This is a genomic window from Actinomadura nitritigenes (genome assembly GCF_017573545.1).
In the GTDB taxonomy this organism is placed as follows: Bacteria; Actinomycetota; Actinomycetes; order Streptosporangiales; family Streptosporangiaceae; genus Spirillospora; species Spirillospora nitritigenes.
Genome location: NZ_JAGEOK010000003.1, coordinates 35,731 through 50,142, shown reverse-complemented (window position 1 = coordinate 50,142; position 14,412 = coordinate 35,731). Strand labels below are relative to the sequence as shown.

Annotated in this window: 11 protein-coding genes; 5 read left to right on the top strand and 6 right to left on the bottom strand. The window is 71.0% G+C overall.

The window, feature by feature from the left end; translation table 11 throughout:
- Positions 1–156 precede the first annotated feature (156 nt).
- The gene (locus tag J4557_RS04665) at positions 157–1,026 is read right to left on the bottom strand and encodes an ATP-grasp domain-containing protein (protein WP_208265103.1); all 870 of its coding nucleotides are present in this window, start codon (positions 1,024–1,026) and stop codon (positions 157–159) included.
- A gap of 245 nt (positions 1,027–1,271) precedes the next feature.
- Between J4557_RS04665 and recA the strand changes: the two genes are divergently transcribed.
- From recA to J4557_RS04645, 4 genes are all read left to right on the top strand, one after another.
- Positions 1,272–2,426 (top strand): recombinase RecA, encoded by a 1,155-nt coding sequence (gene recA, locus J4557_RS04660; RefSeq protein ID WP_208265102.1) that lies wholly within the window; start codon positions 1,272–1,274, stop codon positions 2,424–2,426.
- An 875-nt stretch (positions 2,427–3,301) separates the two neighbouring features.
- Positions 3,302–3,877: a regulatory protein RecX gene (locus J4557_RS04655; protein WP_208265101.1), complete on the top strand. Its 576-nt coding sequence runs from the start codon at positions 3,302–3,304 to the stop codon at positions 3,875–3,877.
- Between the two features lie 458 nt (positions 3,878–4,335).
- A complete protein-coding gene (gene rny / locus J4557_RS04650) occupies positions 4,336–5,907 on the top strand; it encodes a ribonuclease Y (RefSeq protein ID WP_208265100.1) in 1,572 nt (523 codons plus the stop codon).
- A 53-nt stretch (positions 5,908–5,960) separates the two neighbouring features.
- The gene (locus J4557_RS04645) at positions 5,961–6,899 is read left to right on the top strand and encodes a trypsin-like serine peptidase (protein ID WP_208265099.1); all 939 of its coding nucleotides are present in this window, start codon (positions 5,961–5,963) and stop codon (positions 6,897–6,899) included.
- Positions 6,900–6,989: 90 nt separating this feature from the next.
- Here J4557_RS04645 and J4557_RS04640 read toward each other — a convergent pair whose 3' ends face one another.
- The 5 genes from J4557_RS04640 to J4557_RS04620 all read right to left on the bottom strand — a co-directional run bounded on the left by J4557_RS04640 (position 6,990) and on the right by J4557_RS04620 (position 12,608).
- Positions 6,990–8,981, bottom strand: a complete 1,992-nt coding sequence (locus J4557_RS04640) for a S9 family peptidase (protein ID WP_208265098.1) — start codon at positions 8,979–8,981, stop codon at positions 6,990–6,992.
- A gap of 200 nt (positions 8,982–9,181) precedes the next feature.
- Entirely contained in the window at positions 9,182–10,189 is a 1,008-nt protein-coding gene (locus J4557_RS04635) for an amino acid ABC transporter permease (protein WP_208265097.1), read from the bottom strand.
- Complete coding sequence (locus J4557_RS04630; RefSeq protein WP_208265096.1) at positions 10,186–10,869, bottom strand: amino acid ABC transporter permease; 684 nt, start codon at positions 10,867–10,869, stop codon at positions 10,186–10,188. Before J4557_RS04630 ends, J4557_RS04635 begins: the two co-directional genes overlap by 4 nt.
- 106 nt (positions 10,870–10,975) lie before the next feature.
- Entirely contained in the window at positions 10,976–11,845 is an 870-nt protein-coding gene (locus tag J4557_RS04625; RefSeq protein WP_208265095.1) for a glutamate ABC transporter substrate-binding protein, read from the bottom strand.
- A gap of 40 nt (positions 11,846–11,885) precedes the next feature.
- Positions 11,886–12,608, bottom strand: a complete 723-nt coding sequence (locus tag J4557_RS04620) for an amino acid ABC transporter ATP-binding protein (protein ID WP_307799460.1) — start codon at positions 12,606–12,608, stop codon at positions 11,886–11,888.
- Between the two features lie 261 nt (positions 12,609–12,869).
- Between J4557_RS04620 and miaB the strand changes: the two genes are divergently transcribed.
- Positions 12,870–14,408 carry a tRNA (N6-isopentenyl adenosine(37)-C2)-methylthiotransferase MiaB gene (gene miaB, locus J4557_RS04615; protein ID WP_279575978.1) on the top strand — a complete coding sequence of 513 codons (1,539 nt, stop codon included), beginning with the start codon at positions 12,870–12,872 and terminating at the stop codon, positions 14,406–14,408.
- The last annotated feature ends 4 nt before the right edge of the window (positions 14,409–14,412 follow it).

The window sequence follows — 14,412 nt, the reverse complement described above, 5'->3', positions numbered from 1 at the left end:
TGCGGGAACTGAGCCGGCGACCGGGCTCCTGTGGAGGCAAGGGGAACACGTCCTTCGCAAGGGGGGCTGAACAGCGGCCACAGCCTAGGGGCGGCCCAACATGGGACGGAAGAGGGCATATGCCGGTTCCGTCACGCCCCGGACACGCGCCGTGGGTCAGTCCGGGACGGGCAGGTGCGCGTACAGGTCCATCGCGTCCACCGACGCGGGCAGGTCGCTGACCTGGCCGTCGCCGACCTCCACGACCCGCCACTCGCCGTCGGTGCGGCGCGCCAGGTCGGTCGTGATGAAGCGGCAGCCCAGCGCCCGGACCGCGTGCGCGACCGCGTCCAGTTCCGGATCGGGCTCCACGCCCGGCGTGTCCGGATGGGGACCCACGAGGGCGGGCTCCCCGTCCACCCACCACACGCGCGCCTCGCCCTCGCCGTCGTACGACTCGAACTCGCGCACCACCAGGCCGCCGGCCAGGTACTCCTCCTGCAGGGCGATCATCTTGGCGGCCGTGTCGCGCAGCCGCGCGAGGTTCTTCACGTCCGGGACGAAGCACGCCTCGTCCCACTCGTGCTTGCGCGACTTCACGTAGTCCTTGACGATGCCGGGGCCGCCGCGCAGCGGCCGGACCAGCTCGGCGAGCGCGTTCAGATCCCCCGGGTCCTGCCCGGGGGAGAGAGGGCGCCACACGCTGTGCGGTGTCAGCCCGGCGAACGTGTCGTGCCAGCCGGGCAGCTCGTGCGCGCGCGTGTAGTCGTCGGGATGCGTCAGCAGCACCGTCCCGCGCCGCTTCAGGGCGGCGGCCATCGCGGCGTACTCCGGGCCGGTGACCATCCAGCCGCGATACCAGACGGGGCCCAGGTCCGCGGGGACCGCGCGGATCGCGGCCTCCACGTCCCCGCGCCGCAGCGCGTCGTGGTCCAGCAGCGCCGTCTCGCCGTAGTGGTCCCGCACGGCCGCGGCCTCGCGTGCATAGTGGGGGTCAACGCGCCGGGGGTGGATCGGATCGACGCAGAAGAGGACGGTCAGCGTCATGATGGAACCCTCCGTTGACGGCGCCAGCGTACGGGGTCCGGACCACGGCGCGCACGGTGATTCCCACCCGAATCGGTGCACCGGGCGATGATCGAACGAGTGTTCGGTAAGCTGGCCCCGGCCGGTGTCGTCGTCCACAACCGCGCCCGCATCTCGAAAGTGTCGGTGGCCCGCCGTAACGTCGCCCTCGACATCGCAGACCAGCGGCCGAGAGCCGACAAGTCACAACGAGAAGGACATCTCACATGGCAGCGAACGACCGGGAGAAGGCTCTCGAGACCGCACTCGCCCAGATCGAGCGGCAGTTCGGCAAGGGCTCGGTCATGCGGATGGGCGAGGAGGCGCGGGCACCCGTCGAGGTGATCCCGACCGGCGCGATCTCCCTCGACATCGCGCTCGGCATCGGCGGCCTGCCCCGCGGCCGGGTCGTCGAGGTGTACGGCCCCGAGGGCTCCGGCAAGACCTCCATCGCCCTGCACGCGGTGGCCAGCGTGCAGAAGAAGGGCGGCATCGCCGCGTTCGTCGACGCCGAGCACGCCCTCGACCCCGAGTACGCCGCCAAGCTCGGCGTCGACATCGACGCCCTGCTGGTCTCCCAGCCCGACACCGGCGAGCAGGCCCTGGAGATCACCGACATGCTGATCCGCTCCGGCGCGATCGACATCGTCGTCATCGACTCCGTCGCCGCGCTCGTCCCGCGCGCCGAGATCGAGGGCGAGATGGGCGACAGCCACGTCGGCCTGCAGGCCCGCCTCATGTCGCAGGCGCTGCGCAAGCTCACCGGCGCGATCAACCAGACCAAGACCACCGCCATCTTCATCAACCAGCTGCGCGAGAAGGTCGGCGTCATGTTCGGCTCGCCGGAGACCACCACCGGCGGCCGCGCGCTGAAGTTCTACGCCTCCGTCCGGCTGGACGTGCGCCGCATCGAGACCCTCAAGGACGGCACCGAGGCCGTCGGCAACCGGGTCCGCGTCAAGGTCGTCAAGAACAAGATGGCCCCGCCGTTCCGGGTCGCCGACTTCGACTTGCTCTACGGCCAGGGCATCAGCCGCGAGGGCGGTCTGATCGACCTCGGCGTGGAGCACGGCTTCGTCCGCAAGTCCGGCGCCTGGTACACCTACGACGGCGACCAGCTCGGCCAGGGCAAGGAGAACGCCCGCAACTTCCTCAAGGCCAACCCGGACATGGCCGACGGGATCGAGAAGAAGATCAAGGAGAAGCTCGGCATCGGGCCGAAGGTCGACAAGCAGGCCGAGCCGGCCGCCGTGCCGGTGGACGGCGCCCCGGCGCCCGCCGCCGCGCCCGCCGCGCCCGCCGCACCCGTCGCGGCCGCCGCCACCGGCCGGGCCGCCGCCGGAAGGAAGGCCAAGGCGGGCAAGGCCGCGGGCGATTCCTGACGGCGAATCCCCCGTTCCGGGTGACTCTTGACGAAGAGTGAGCGATGATCTCGTATGCAGGGCGACGGCGCCCCACCCCGTACCGGCGCGCCGGTGCGGGACCTTCCCCAATGGCGCCGTCGCTCTATTCTCTTTGCATTGCCCTTGGCGGTCGGGCGTTGGACGCCCTCCCTTCGGCGGGCACTGCGTGCGATCGCTGCATCGCTCCGACTCGCCCTGGGGGCTCGCTGTGCGATCGGATTCTCGCTTCGCTCGAATCCGGCTTCGCTCGCGATCGCGACGGTGGAGGTCGTCGCGTGGCCGGGCACAGACCCTGTCGTCGGTTGCGGTGGGCGGTTCTCGCTCGCTCGTGAGCGCGACGGTGGAGGTCGTCGCGTGGCCGGGCACAGACCCTGTCGTCGGTTGCGGTGGGCGGTTCTCGCTCGCTCGTGAGCGCGACGGTGGAGGTCGTCGCGTGGCCCGACCCGAACCCCGAGGACGGTCGCGGTGGGCGCTCTCGCTCGTGAGTGCGATGGTCGAGGTCGTCGCGCGGGCGGGCACGGACCCTGACGCCGGTCGCGGCGGGCGATCCTTGCTCGGTCGTGGGCGCGATGGTCCTGGTGCCGTGTGAGTCGGCGCATCTCCGGCGTCTGCTGCGGTCGATTCCCGCTCGGTCGTGATCGGGAAGCGGTCGAGGTCGCCGCGTGGTCGGCGCAGCTGTGGCGTCGGGTCCCGGTGGGCGGAACTCCGGTCGTGAGCGCGACGGTCGAGGCGCCGTGAGGGCCCTGGCATTCAGTGTCTGCCGCGGCCGGGCGGTGGCTTCCGTCTCGGGCGGTGAGGCCGGGCCGGTCCTGGGACGGTGGATGCGGGAGGTGAGCGGTTTGGAGGAACGGAGCATGGGCGGTCGGCGCCGGAGCGGCGCGCGTGAGAAGGGCGGAGCGGAGTCCGGCGGGCGGGCGCCCGCGGACCCCGAGGCCACGGCACGGGAGGTGTGCCTGCGGCTGCTGGCCTCCTCGCCGCGCACCCGCGCGCAGCTCGCGGACGCCCTGCGGCGCAAGGACGTCCCCGACGACGTGGCCGAGAAGGTCCTCGGCCGGTTCACCGACGTCGGCCTCATCGACGACGAGGCGTTCGCCCGCGCCTGGGTGCAGTCCCGGCACGCCGGCCGGGGCCTGGCCAAGCGCGCGCTCGCCGCCGAGCTGCGCCGCCGCGGCGTCGCGGACGAGACCGTCAGCGACGCGGTCGAGGCCCTCGACCCGGGCCAGGAGGAGTCGACCGCGCGGGCCCTGGTCGACCGCAGGCTCCCCGCCACCCGCGGCGTCGACCCCGCCAAGCGCATGCGCCGCCTCGTCGGCATGCTCGCCCGCAAGGGCTACCCGCCGGGCCTGTCCTACCGGGTCGTCAAGGAGGCCCTCGCCGACGAGGGCGCCGACCCGGACGCCTTCCCCGACGAGCCGCCGCCGCTCGACTGATCTCGACTGCTTCTGCCCGATCTGTTCCGGTCGGTGGGCGACACGCCGGAAATGACGGCCGGGCTGACCGCGCGCCGCTCCCTGCCCGACTCCGGCGCCGGGTGATCCGGCAGGTGGCGCCGGGTGCGGGCGGTCAGGGGGACCGGTAAGGGAGGACTCACGCCGACGTTCGGTTAGTCCGGAATGCCCGGCGTTTGCTTGCTCATTACCTCCATGCCGCTTACCGTTACGGCAGTGAGGAGTTACTCCGCGTCTCGCGGATTGCCATACGACCGAGCACGTTCCAGCAGCTGAGAGGCATACAGGACACGTTCGCCGACCGGAACCGGCCGTAACGTCCGGGGCGCGCCGCGCGGCCCGGCGGTGCCGTGTACCCGGCCGTCGGCCTGGCGCGAGTAAATCCTCGCTAGTCAGGGCCCCGAACCGGGGCGGGCCCGCGGCGAGGAAGGATCTGCCTCATGGAGAGCGTCCTGCTGGGTGCAGCGTTGCTGGTGACCCTGGTCGCTCTCGTCATCGTCATCCTGTGGCGTCCCGGCGTGCCCGGGAAGGCCGCGGCGGAGATGGCGCGCGCGCGGAGCGAGGCGGACGAGATCCGGAGCCGGGCCAAGCAGGAGGCCCGGGAGGCGCGCGAACGGGCCGAGGCGCAGGCGGAGCGGATCGCCGCGTCGGCGCGCGCGGACGCCGAGGAGGAGGCCCGGGCCCTCCGGGACGACCTGCGGACCGCCAGGGAGGACCTGGAGCGCAGGGAGACTCGGCTCGCGGAGCGGGAGCAGCGCCTGGACGGCGAGATGCGCCGGCTCCAGGAGTGGGCGGACCGGCTCGCCGAGACCAAGCGGACCCTGGAGGCGCGCAAGAAGGAACTGGCCGGTGCCGAGGACGAGCGCCGCAAGGTGCTGGAGCGCGCGGCCGGCCTGACCGCCGAGCAGGCCAAGGGCGAGCTGGTCGCGGCGATCGAGAACCAGGCCAAGCGGGAGGCCATCCCGATCACCCGGGAGATCGAGAACGCGGCGCGGGCGGAGGGCGACAAGCGCGCCCGCAAGATCGTGACGCTGGCGATCCAGCGGGTGGCCAGCGAGCAGACCGCCGAGTCGGTCGTGTCGGTCCTGCACCTGCCGAGCGACGAGATGAAGGGCCGGATCATCGGGCGCGAGGGCCGCAACATCCGCGCGTTCGAGACCACCACCGGGGTGAACCTCATCATCGACGACACGCCGGAGGCGGTGCTGCTGAGCTGCTTCGACCCGGTGCGCAGGGAGGTCGGCCGGCTGACCCTGGAGAAGCTCGTGCTGGACGGGCGGATCCACCCGCAGCGGATCGAGGAGGTCTACGAGCGCAGCCGGAGCGACGTCGAGCAGCGGTGCGTGCGGGCCGGCGAGGACGCGCTCGTGGAGGTCGGCATCGCCGACATGCACCCGGAGCTGATCGCGCTGCTCGGCCGGCTGCGGTACCGGACGTCCTACGGGCAGAACGTGCTGAAGCACCTCATCGAGTCCGCGCACATCGCCGGGATCATGGCGAGCGAGCTGCGGCTGCCTGCGGACGTCGCGAAGCGGTGCACGCTGCTGCACGACATCGGCAAGGCGCTCACGCACGAGGTGGAGGGCAGCCACGCGCTCATCGGGGCGGAGATAGCGCGCCGGTACGGCGAGGACGAGGACGTGGTGCACGCGATCGAGGCGCACCACAACGAGGTCGAGGTCCGCACCGTCGAGGCGGTGCTGACGCAGGCGGCGGACGCGGTGAGCGGCAGCCGCCCGGGGGCGCGCCGGGAGTCGCTGGAGGCCTACGTCAAGCGGCTCGAGCGGCTGGAGCAGATCGCCCGGGAGAAGCACCAGGGCGTGGAGAAGGTCTTCGCGATGCAGGCGGGCCGGGAGATCCGGGTGATGGTGAAGCCGGACTCGGTGGACGACATCCAGGCGCAGGTCATCGCGCGCGACATCGCCAAGCAGGTGGAGGACGAGCTCACCTATCCCGGACAGATCCGGGTGACCGTGGTGCGGGAGTCCCGGGCGATCGAGTTCGCGCGCTGACCGGAGTGATCGTTCCCGTTGTGCGGAGCCGGTGAGATCGGTAGTTTTGCGCGATGCGCAATCGGTGGATGCGGTGGACGGCCGCGGGCGGCGCCTGCGCCGGCATCGTCGCGGCGGGTGCCGCCACGGTCTGGTACACGGAGGGCGACGCCCAGGGACGAGCGGTGGCCGACACGTCCGCGAGCATGCGGATCAGCGCGGCCGACGCCGGCGACGCGTCCCGCTACTGGACGGCGAACCGGATGGCCGCGGCGACGCCCATCGACCGCCCGACCGGCGGCGCGTCCGGGCGGTCGCTGTCGGCGCAGTCGATCGCGCAGTCCAAGGCGTTCGCCGGGGTGCCGACGATCGGCGCGCTGTTCTTCAACAACGGCCAGGGCGACCACTTCTGCACCGCGAGCGTCGTGCAGAGCTCGTCGCAGCGGCTGCTGATCACGGCGGCGCACTGCATCCACGGCGGCATGGGCAAGCACTACGCGACGAAGGTGGCGTTCGTCCCGAAGTACGACCGTGGGAAGCGGCCCTACGGCACCTGGACGGCCAAGATGCTGCTGGTCGACCAGCGCTGGATCACCAGCACGGACCGCGACCTGGACTTCGGGTTCATCGCGCTGAACGACCGGAACGGCAAGACGATCCAGAAGGCGGTCGGCTACAACAAGCTCGCGATCAACCAGGGCGTCGGCAAGACGGTGAACGTGGCCGGCTACCCGAAGATCGCCTTCGACCCGCGCGACCGGCCCATCTACTGCCGGACGAAGACGGCACAGCAGTCCAGGTTCCAGATCCGGATGGACTGCACGGGCTTCTACGGCGGCACGAGCGGCAGCCCGTGGCTGCTGAACTACAGCTACACGACGCAGAAGGGCTACATCAACGGCGTCATCGGCGGCTACCAGGGCGGCGGCAACACGGCGTCCCGGTCGTACTCGGCGTACTTCGACAAGGACGTCTACAACCTGCGCGCCGCCGCCGACAAGCGCGCCGTCTGACCTGCCCGCCCGGGGGGCCCGCTCAGCACGAGGGGCCCGCTCCGTCCGCCGAGGGCCTGGCGGCCGCCGGCGGACGGGACGGCGGAGGGCTCAGGCCACCGTCAGGTCGATGGGGGCGACGCCCCGCGGCTCGAACCCGAGGGTCTGCCCGTAGAACGCCAGCTCGGCCTCCAGGCACGCGATGACGGTGTCGGCGCGGCGGAAGCCGTGCGACTCGCCCTCGAACGTCAGGTAGGCGTACGGCATCTTCTTGTTGGCGAGCGCGACCGCGAACCGCTCGGACTGGTCCGGCGGCACCACCGGGTCGTTGAGGCCCTGCAGCAGCAGCACGGGGCATGCCGTCCGGTCGGCCCGGTTGAGTGGCGAGCGCTCCTCGTAGGCCCGCTCGAAGCCGGGCAGCGGGCCGATCAGCCCGAACAGGTAGTGCGACTCGAAGTCGTGCGTGGCCGCGGCGAAGCTCTGCAGGTCGCTGATCCCGAAGTAGGACGTGGCGGCCTTGAACAGGTCGGTCTGCGTGGCGGCGGCGAGCGTCGTCCAGCCGCCCGCGGAACCGCCCCGGATGGCCAGCCGCGCCGGGTCCGCTATGCCGCCGTCGACGAGCGCCTGGGCGGCGGCTATGGCGTCCTCGACGTCCACCACGCCCCACTGGCGGCGCAGCCGCTCGCGGTAGGCGCGCCCGTACCCGGTCGATCCGCCGTAGTTGACGTCGATGACGCCGATGCCGCGGCTGGTGAAGTAGCACCGCTCCAGGTCGAGGTCCTTGGAGACGCGGCCGGTCGGGCCGCCGTGCACGAACACCACGTAGGGAGGCAGCTCGCCCTCGGGGGCGGCGGCCTCCGGGTTGGTCGGCGGGAACACGTAGGCGTGGACCGGGCGCCCGAACGGCCCTTCGAGGCGCTCGGTGCGCGGCTTCGACAGGTACGCCACGTCGGGCAGTTCGGCGAGCTCGCGGCGGAGCCCCTCGACGCGGCCCGTGGTGGTGTCGACGCGCACCACCGACGTCGGCAGGTCGGGGCCGCCCGCGATGCCGACGATCGTGGTGCCGTCGGCCGACAGCTGCGGGTGCCAGTCCTCGTACGGCACCTCCACGTCGACCAGGTCGAGCGTCTCGGGGTCGTAGATGCCCAGCCGCATGTCGCCCTCGCCGTGCAGGACGGCGAGGCGCCCGTCGTCCAGCAGCGCGTACGGCATGCCGCCGAGCTGCCAGAGCGCCCCGGTGAACTCCTCCTCGGCCGGGTACAGCGCCTGCGGGGACTCGCCGTGCAGGCCGACCTGGTAGATGTTCCACCAGCCGGGCCAGTCGGAGATGACGTAGAGGGACTCGTCGTCGCGCCACAGCGGCGCGACGACGGACTCGGTCAGGCCGCCCTTGACGGTGCGGGGCGCGACCGTGGTGCCGTCCTCGATGGCCGCCACGCGCAGCTCGGTGCCGTCCCAGGGCATGCGGGGGTGGTTCCACTGCACCCAGGCGAGGTGCCCGCCGCTCGGAGAGGGGGCCGGCGACGCGTAGAAGTGCGCGCCGGTCACGAGCTCGCGGATGGCCCCGGCGTCGTCGGCGGCGCTGCCGTCCAGGGGGACGGCGACGATGGCGCGGCGGATCCCGGCGGCGGTGTCCCCGCCCTCCGGCGGCTCGGCGATGTGCCCCTCGCACACGCACCAGATCTCGGTGCCGTCGGGGGAGAGCACGTAGTCGGCGTAGCGCAGCCCCGCCTGGACGGCCGGCTCCGGGGTGAGCGGGTACGGCTTGGGGTCGCCCTCGTCCAGCCGGTGGAGGCGCTGGTCCTCGTAGTTGGAGAACACCAGCGACACGCCCTCGGCGGTACGGACCGGCAGGTATGACCGCCCGCCGTACTCGTGGACGCGCGTGCGGGCGTCCCACGGGGCCTGGAGCACCTCGGTGCGATGCCCGCCCTTGAGGTGGATGACCGTCGTCCGCCCGCCCTCCTCGGGTCGGGTCTCCTGCCACCACACGTCATCACCCGCGACGGTGGGGAAACTGAGGCGCAGCCGGGCGCGGGCCACATCGGCCGCGGAGATGGGGGAAGGCCAGGAGCCGTAGGGGAGGGTCACACGAGCGGTCATAACAGGAATCGTCCCGCATACGGGGATCGGTTGGGGCCATGACGGGCGCTTTGACTTCGGAAAGATATGTGCCGGTCACGGGTGATCGGCACCCCTTCGCCGTGCGGGCGGTCCGGGGCCGGGAAAGCGGAGGGCGCCACCGGAGACCGGTGGCGCCCAGCGCGGCGGCCCGGAGCGGTCGGGCCCGCTCCCGGCACAGGTCAGAGCCCAGGGGCCCCCATCTCGCCCGCGGTCACGTTCTTGACCGACATCTCGGCCGCGGCCCCGGGGGTTCCGGCGCCGAGCGTCGTCCCGCCGGTCTTGCGGTTGCGGCGGCCGCGGCTCTCGAGCCACGTCGCGAACCGGCTCACCGCCATGTTGATCGCGATGTAGATGATCGCGATGACGATCCCGGCCTGGATCTTGTTGTTGTGGTAGTTCGCCGGGATCAGGTTGAAGCCCGCGTTGAGCAGCTCGCTGTAGGCGATGATGAACCCGAGCGCGGTGTCCTTGAGCAGGACGACGATCTGGCTCACGATCGCCGGCATCATCACCCGGATGGCCTGCGGCAGGAGCACCAGCCGCATGACGCCGTTCTTGCGCAGGCCGATGGAGTAGGCGGCCTCCGCCTGCCCCTTCGGGACGGACAGCACGCCCGCCCGCACGACCTCCGCCAGCACCGAGCCGTTGTACAGCACCAGGCCGAACACGACCGCGGCGAAGGCCGGCACGATGACGGTCCCGGCGTTGATCTCCACGCCGAAGAGCGAGAAGAAGTCGTCCACCAGGATCCGCTGGAGGGTGCCGAACTGCGAGTCGGCGATCGACGGGCTGATCTTGTTCGGCACGAAGAACATCAGGAAGATCAGGATCAGCAGCGGGATCGCCCGGAAGAACTCGACCACCGCGCCCGCCGGGATCCGGATCCACCAGTGGTCCGACAGCCGGCCGAGGCCGAACACGATCCCGAACAGCATCGCCAGCACGGCGGCGACCGCGGCGGCCTTCAGCGTGTTCCCGAGGCCGGGCAGGATCAGCTCTTTCCAGACCGTCCACTTCAGGAACGGGTTCCACAGCTCGCCCGCGAACTGGCCCTTGTCGTTGAAGCGCCAGACCAGGGCGGCGAAGATCGCCAGGAGGACGACCGCCGAGACGACGGTCAACACCCGGTTGCGCGCCTGCGCCCGCGGTCCGGGGGCGTCGAAGAGGACCGTCGCTTCCTTGCTCACCGCGCCACCGCCATCCGCTTGGCCAGCCAGCCGAAGAAGAACCCGGTCGGCAGGATCAGGATCATGAAGCCGACGGCCACCCCGATGAACAGCGGGATCGCGCCGCCGGTGAAGGTCGGCGCGTCCAGCAGCGTCTTGCTCACCAGCGCCACCTCGGCGTAGCTCGCCGCCGCCGCGACCGTCGTGTTCTTGATCATCGCGATGAGGATGCTGCCCATCGGCGCGATCACCGAGCGGAACGCCTGCGGGAGGATGATCATCCGCAGCGACTGGATGAAGGTCAGCCCGATCGACCGCGCCGCCTCGGCCTGGCCGAGCGGCACCGTGTTGATGCCCGAGCGCAGGGTCTCGCAGACGAACGCGCCGGTGTAGCCCGACAGGCCGAGCACCGCCCACCAGTAGTAGGTCGTCGAGGAGTTCGACGAGAACGTCAGGTGCAGCGTGTCATTGAGCCCCTGGGCGCACAGCAGCAGCACCAGGGTCAGGGGGGTGTTGCGGACGATGTTGACGTAGCCCGCGCCGAAGGACCGCAGCACCGGGACCGGGGAGACCCGGAAGCTCGCCAGCACCGTGCCGATGATGAGGGACAGGACCGCCGACGCCGCGGCCAGGCGGATCGTCGCCCAGAACCCCTGGAGGATCTCGTCGAAGTGGTCGAAGAAGGCGCTGAAGTCAAACATTGCTTAGCTGTTCCATAGCGTTCCAGCCGGTCGAGTCCACGCCGGTGCCTCCCCGGGAGCGACGCTCCGGGGGAGGCACCGGCCGAGGGGGAGCCTCAGCCTGGGATCAGGCGCAGCCTTCCATCTGCGGGACGGTCGTGACGAGCTTCAGACCCGTGCCCGTGAAGTTCTTCTCCAGGTACGTCTTCGCGCTGCCGTCGGAGTACATCTTCTGGATGGCGGCGTTGACGGCCTCGCAGGTCTCCTTGTCGCCCTTCTTGATGCCGACGCCGTACTTCTCGTCGGTGAAGGGGTCGTTGATGACCTTGAACTGGCCGGGCTGCTGCGCGGCGAAGCCGGCGAGGATCAGGTCGTCGGTGCTGACCGCGTCCAGGGCGCCGGCCTTCAGCTTGCTCACGCAGTCGGAGTAGCTGTTGGCGTCGACCAGCGTGACGCCCTTGATGTTGAGCTTGCCGTCCGGCGGCGGCTCGGTGACGCGGCGGAAGGAGTTCGACCCGGCGGCGCGGCAGAGCTTCTTGCCCTTGAGGTCCTGGGCCTTCTTGATGGAGTTGTTCTTGGCCTGGACCATCGTGTCCTGGTGCGCGACGTAGTACGGGCCGCCGAAGGTGATCTGCTGCTTGCGCGCGTCGGTGATGGAGTAGGTCGCCACCACCAGGTCGACCTGGCCGCCGCCGAGGAACGACTCGCGGTTGGCGGAGGTCGTCTCCTTGAAGGTGATGCCGCTCTCCGGGACGCCGAGCTGCTTGGCGATGTACCGGGCGACGTCGACGTCGAAGCCCGCGAACGTGCCGTCCGGCTTCTTCAGCCCGAGCGAGGGCTGGTCGAACTTGATGCCGATCGTCAGCTTCTTGTCTTCCTTGGCCTTCTGGACGACCGTCTTCGCGTCGGTCTTCTCCTTGTCGCTACCGCAGGCCGACACGGCCAGCGACAGGGCCAGGCCCGCGCCGATCAGAGCGCCGAAACGCTTGAATCGCATTACTCGTCACACCTCTGCTTCTCTGCCGGAGCCCCGCGGCTCAGTGCGTGAGGATCTTGGAAAGGAAGTCCTTCGCGCGGTCCGTGCGCGCGTTGGTGAAGAACTCGTCGGGGGTGTTCTCCTCCACGATCTGCCCGTCCGCCATGAACACGACCTTCTGCGCGGCCCGGCGGGCGAAGCCCATCTCGTGGGTCACCACGATCATGGTCATGCCCTCCCGGGCCAGGCCCGTCATGACGTCGAGCACCTCGTTGACCATCTCGGGGTCGAGTGCCGAGGTGGGCTCGTCGAAGAGCATGACCTTGGGCCGCATGGCGAGGGAGCGGGCGATCGCGGCGCGCTGCTGCTGCCCGCCGGAGAGCTGGGCGGGGTACTTGGCCGCCTGGTTCGCGATGCCGACGCGCTCCAGCAGCTCCATCGCGTGCTTCTCGGACTCCTGCTTGCCCTGCTTGCGGACCTTCACCGGGCCGAGCGTGACGTTCTCGAGGATCGTCTTGTGGGCGAACAGGTTGAACGACTGGAACACCATGCCCACGTCCGCGCGGAGCCGCGCCAGCTCCTTGCCCTCCTTGGGCAGCTCCTTGCCGTCGACGAGGATCCGGCCGCCGTCGATGGGCTCGAGCCGGTTGATCGACCGGCACAGGGTCGACTTGCCGCCGCCCGAGGGGCCGATGACGACGACGACCTCGCCGCGGTCCACGGTGAGGTTGATGTCCTTGAGCACGTGCAGCTCGCCGAAGTGCTTGTGGACGTGCTCGACCACGACGAGCGGTCCCGTGCCGGTTGCGGCGGCCTGCGTGATGGCGTCCTCCGGCCCTTGCCCCTTGGTCAGGTCGGGCCCGCCTTCGCTGTCCGTCATGCGGTCGGACTCTACGTCATCCCGTTGCGTCCGTTGGTTCCGTAGCGGTACCGATCCGATCACGACTGCGCAGTTCGGCGGGTAGATGAGGCGTCGCAGCGTGATCATCCGTGCCCGCCGCGCACCCTCCGGCGCGTACGCTTGGGGACTGTCATGAGTGCGCCTATGGAGACGAGCACCCGCACGTACGAGATCCGTACCTACGGGTGCCAGATGAACGTCCACGACTCCGAGCGGCTGTCCGGGTTGCTGGAGGCGGCCGGCTACGTGCGCGCGGGCGGGACGGAGCCCGACGTGGTGGTGTTCAACACCTGCGCGGTGCGGGAGAACGCCGACAACCGGCTCTACGGGAACCTGGGCCATCTGCGGCCCGTCAAGGACGGTCATCCGGGCATGCAGATCGCCGTGGGCGGCTGCCTGGCGCAGAAGGACCGCGACACCATCGTCAAACGCGCGCCCTGGGTGGACGTGGTGTTCGGGACCCACAACATCGGGTCGCTGCCCGCGCTGCTGGAGCGGTCGCGCGTGCAGAGCGAGGCGCAGGTCGAGATCGAAGAGTCGCTGGTGACCTTCCCGTCGACGCTCCCGACGCGCCGCGAGTCCCCCTACGCCGCGTGGGTGTCGATCTCCGTCGGCTGCAACAACACCTGCACGTTCTGCATCGTCCCGTCGCTGCGCGGCAAGGAGAGGGACCGCCGGCCCGGCGAGATCCTCGCCGAGATCGAGGCGCTGGTCGGCGAGGGCGTCCTGGAGATCACGCTGCTGGGGCAGAACGTCAACGCCTACGGCTCGGGCTTCGGGGCCCTGTCGGCGGCGCCGGACGAGGTGCGCGCCATGACGGAGGGCGGCCAGTCCGCGTTCGCGGGCCTGCTCCGCGCGTGCGGGAACGTGGACGGCCTGGAGCGGGTCCGGTTCACCTCGCCCCACCCCAAGGACTTCACCGACGACGTGATCGCGGCGATGGCCGAGACCCCCAACGTCATGCCGTCGCTGCACATGCCGCTGCAGTCCGGGTCGGACGCGGTGCTGCGGGCCATGCGCCGGTCCTACCGGCAGGAGCGCTACCTCGGCATCATCGAGAAGGTGCGCGCCGCCATCCCGGACGCCGCGATCACCACGGACATCATCGTGGGCTTCCCGGGCGAGACCGAGGCGGACTTCGAGCAGACCCTGCACGTGGTGCGCGAGGCGCGGTTCTCCTCGGCGTTCACGTTCCAGTACTCCAAGCGGCCGGGGACGCCGGCGGCCACCATGGACGGGCAGCTGCCCAAGGAGGTCGTCCAGGAGCGGTACGAGCGGCTGGTCGCCCTGCAGGAGGAGATCTCCTGGGCGGAGAACAAGAAGCAGCTCGGCCGCACTCTCGAGGTCCTCGTGGCCGAGGGGGAGGGCCGCAAGGACGAGGAGACCCGCCGCCTGTCGGGCCGCGCGCCCGACAACCGCCTGGTCCATTTCCGGGCACCGGACGAGCCCGTCCGTCCCGGCGACATGGTCACCGTGGAGGTGACCTACGCGGCGCCCCACCATCTGGTGGCCGACAAGCCGGTCCAGGGCGTCCGCCGTACGCGGGCGGGTGACGCGTGGGAGGCGCGCCAGGGCGAGGGCCCGAAGGGCGTCTCGCTGGGCATGCCGACCATCGGCCGCCCGGCGGCGCAGGACCAGGCCGCCGCACCGGGCTGCGCCGCCCACACGCCGACGCCCGCATGACCGG

Coding starts and splice junctions, on each gene's coding strand:
- J4557_RS04655 (WP_208265101.1), top strand. CDS start 3,302: ATGGGCGGTCGGCGCCGGAGCGGCGCGCGTGAGAAGGGCGGAGCGGAG.
- recA (WP_208265102.1), top strand. CDS start 1,272: ATGGCAGCGAACGACCGGGAGAAGGCTCTCGAGACCGCACTCGCCCAG.
- J4557_RS04665 (WP_208265103.1), bottom strand. CDS start 1,026: ATGACGCTGACCGTCCTCTTCTGCGTCGATCCGATCCACCCCCGGCGC.
- J4557_RS04625 (WP_208265095.1), bottom strand. CDS start 11,845: ATGCGATTCAAGCGTTTCGGCGCTCTGATCGGCGCGGGCCTGGCCCTG.
- J4557_RS04630 (WP_208265096.1), bottom strand. CDS start 10,869: ATGTTTGACTTCAGCGCCTTCTTCGACCACTTCGACGAGATCCTCCAG.
- miaB (WP_279575978.1), top strand. CDS start 12,870: ATGGAGACGAGCACCCGCACGTACGAGATCCGTACCTACGGGTGCCAG.
- J4557_RS04645 (WP_208265099.1), top strand. CDS start 5,961: ATGCGCAATCGGTGGATGCGGTGGACGGCCGCGGGCGGCGCCTGCGCC.
- rny (WP_208265100.1), top strand. CDS start 4,336: ATGGAGAGCGTCCTGCTGGGTGCAGCGTTGCTGGTGACCCTGGTCGCT.
- J4557_RS04640 (WP_208265098.1), bottom strand. CDS start 8,981: ATGACCGCTCGTGTGACCCTCCCCTACGGCTCCTGGCCTTCCCCCATC.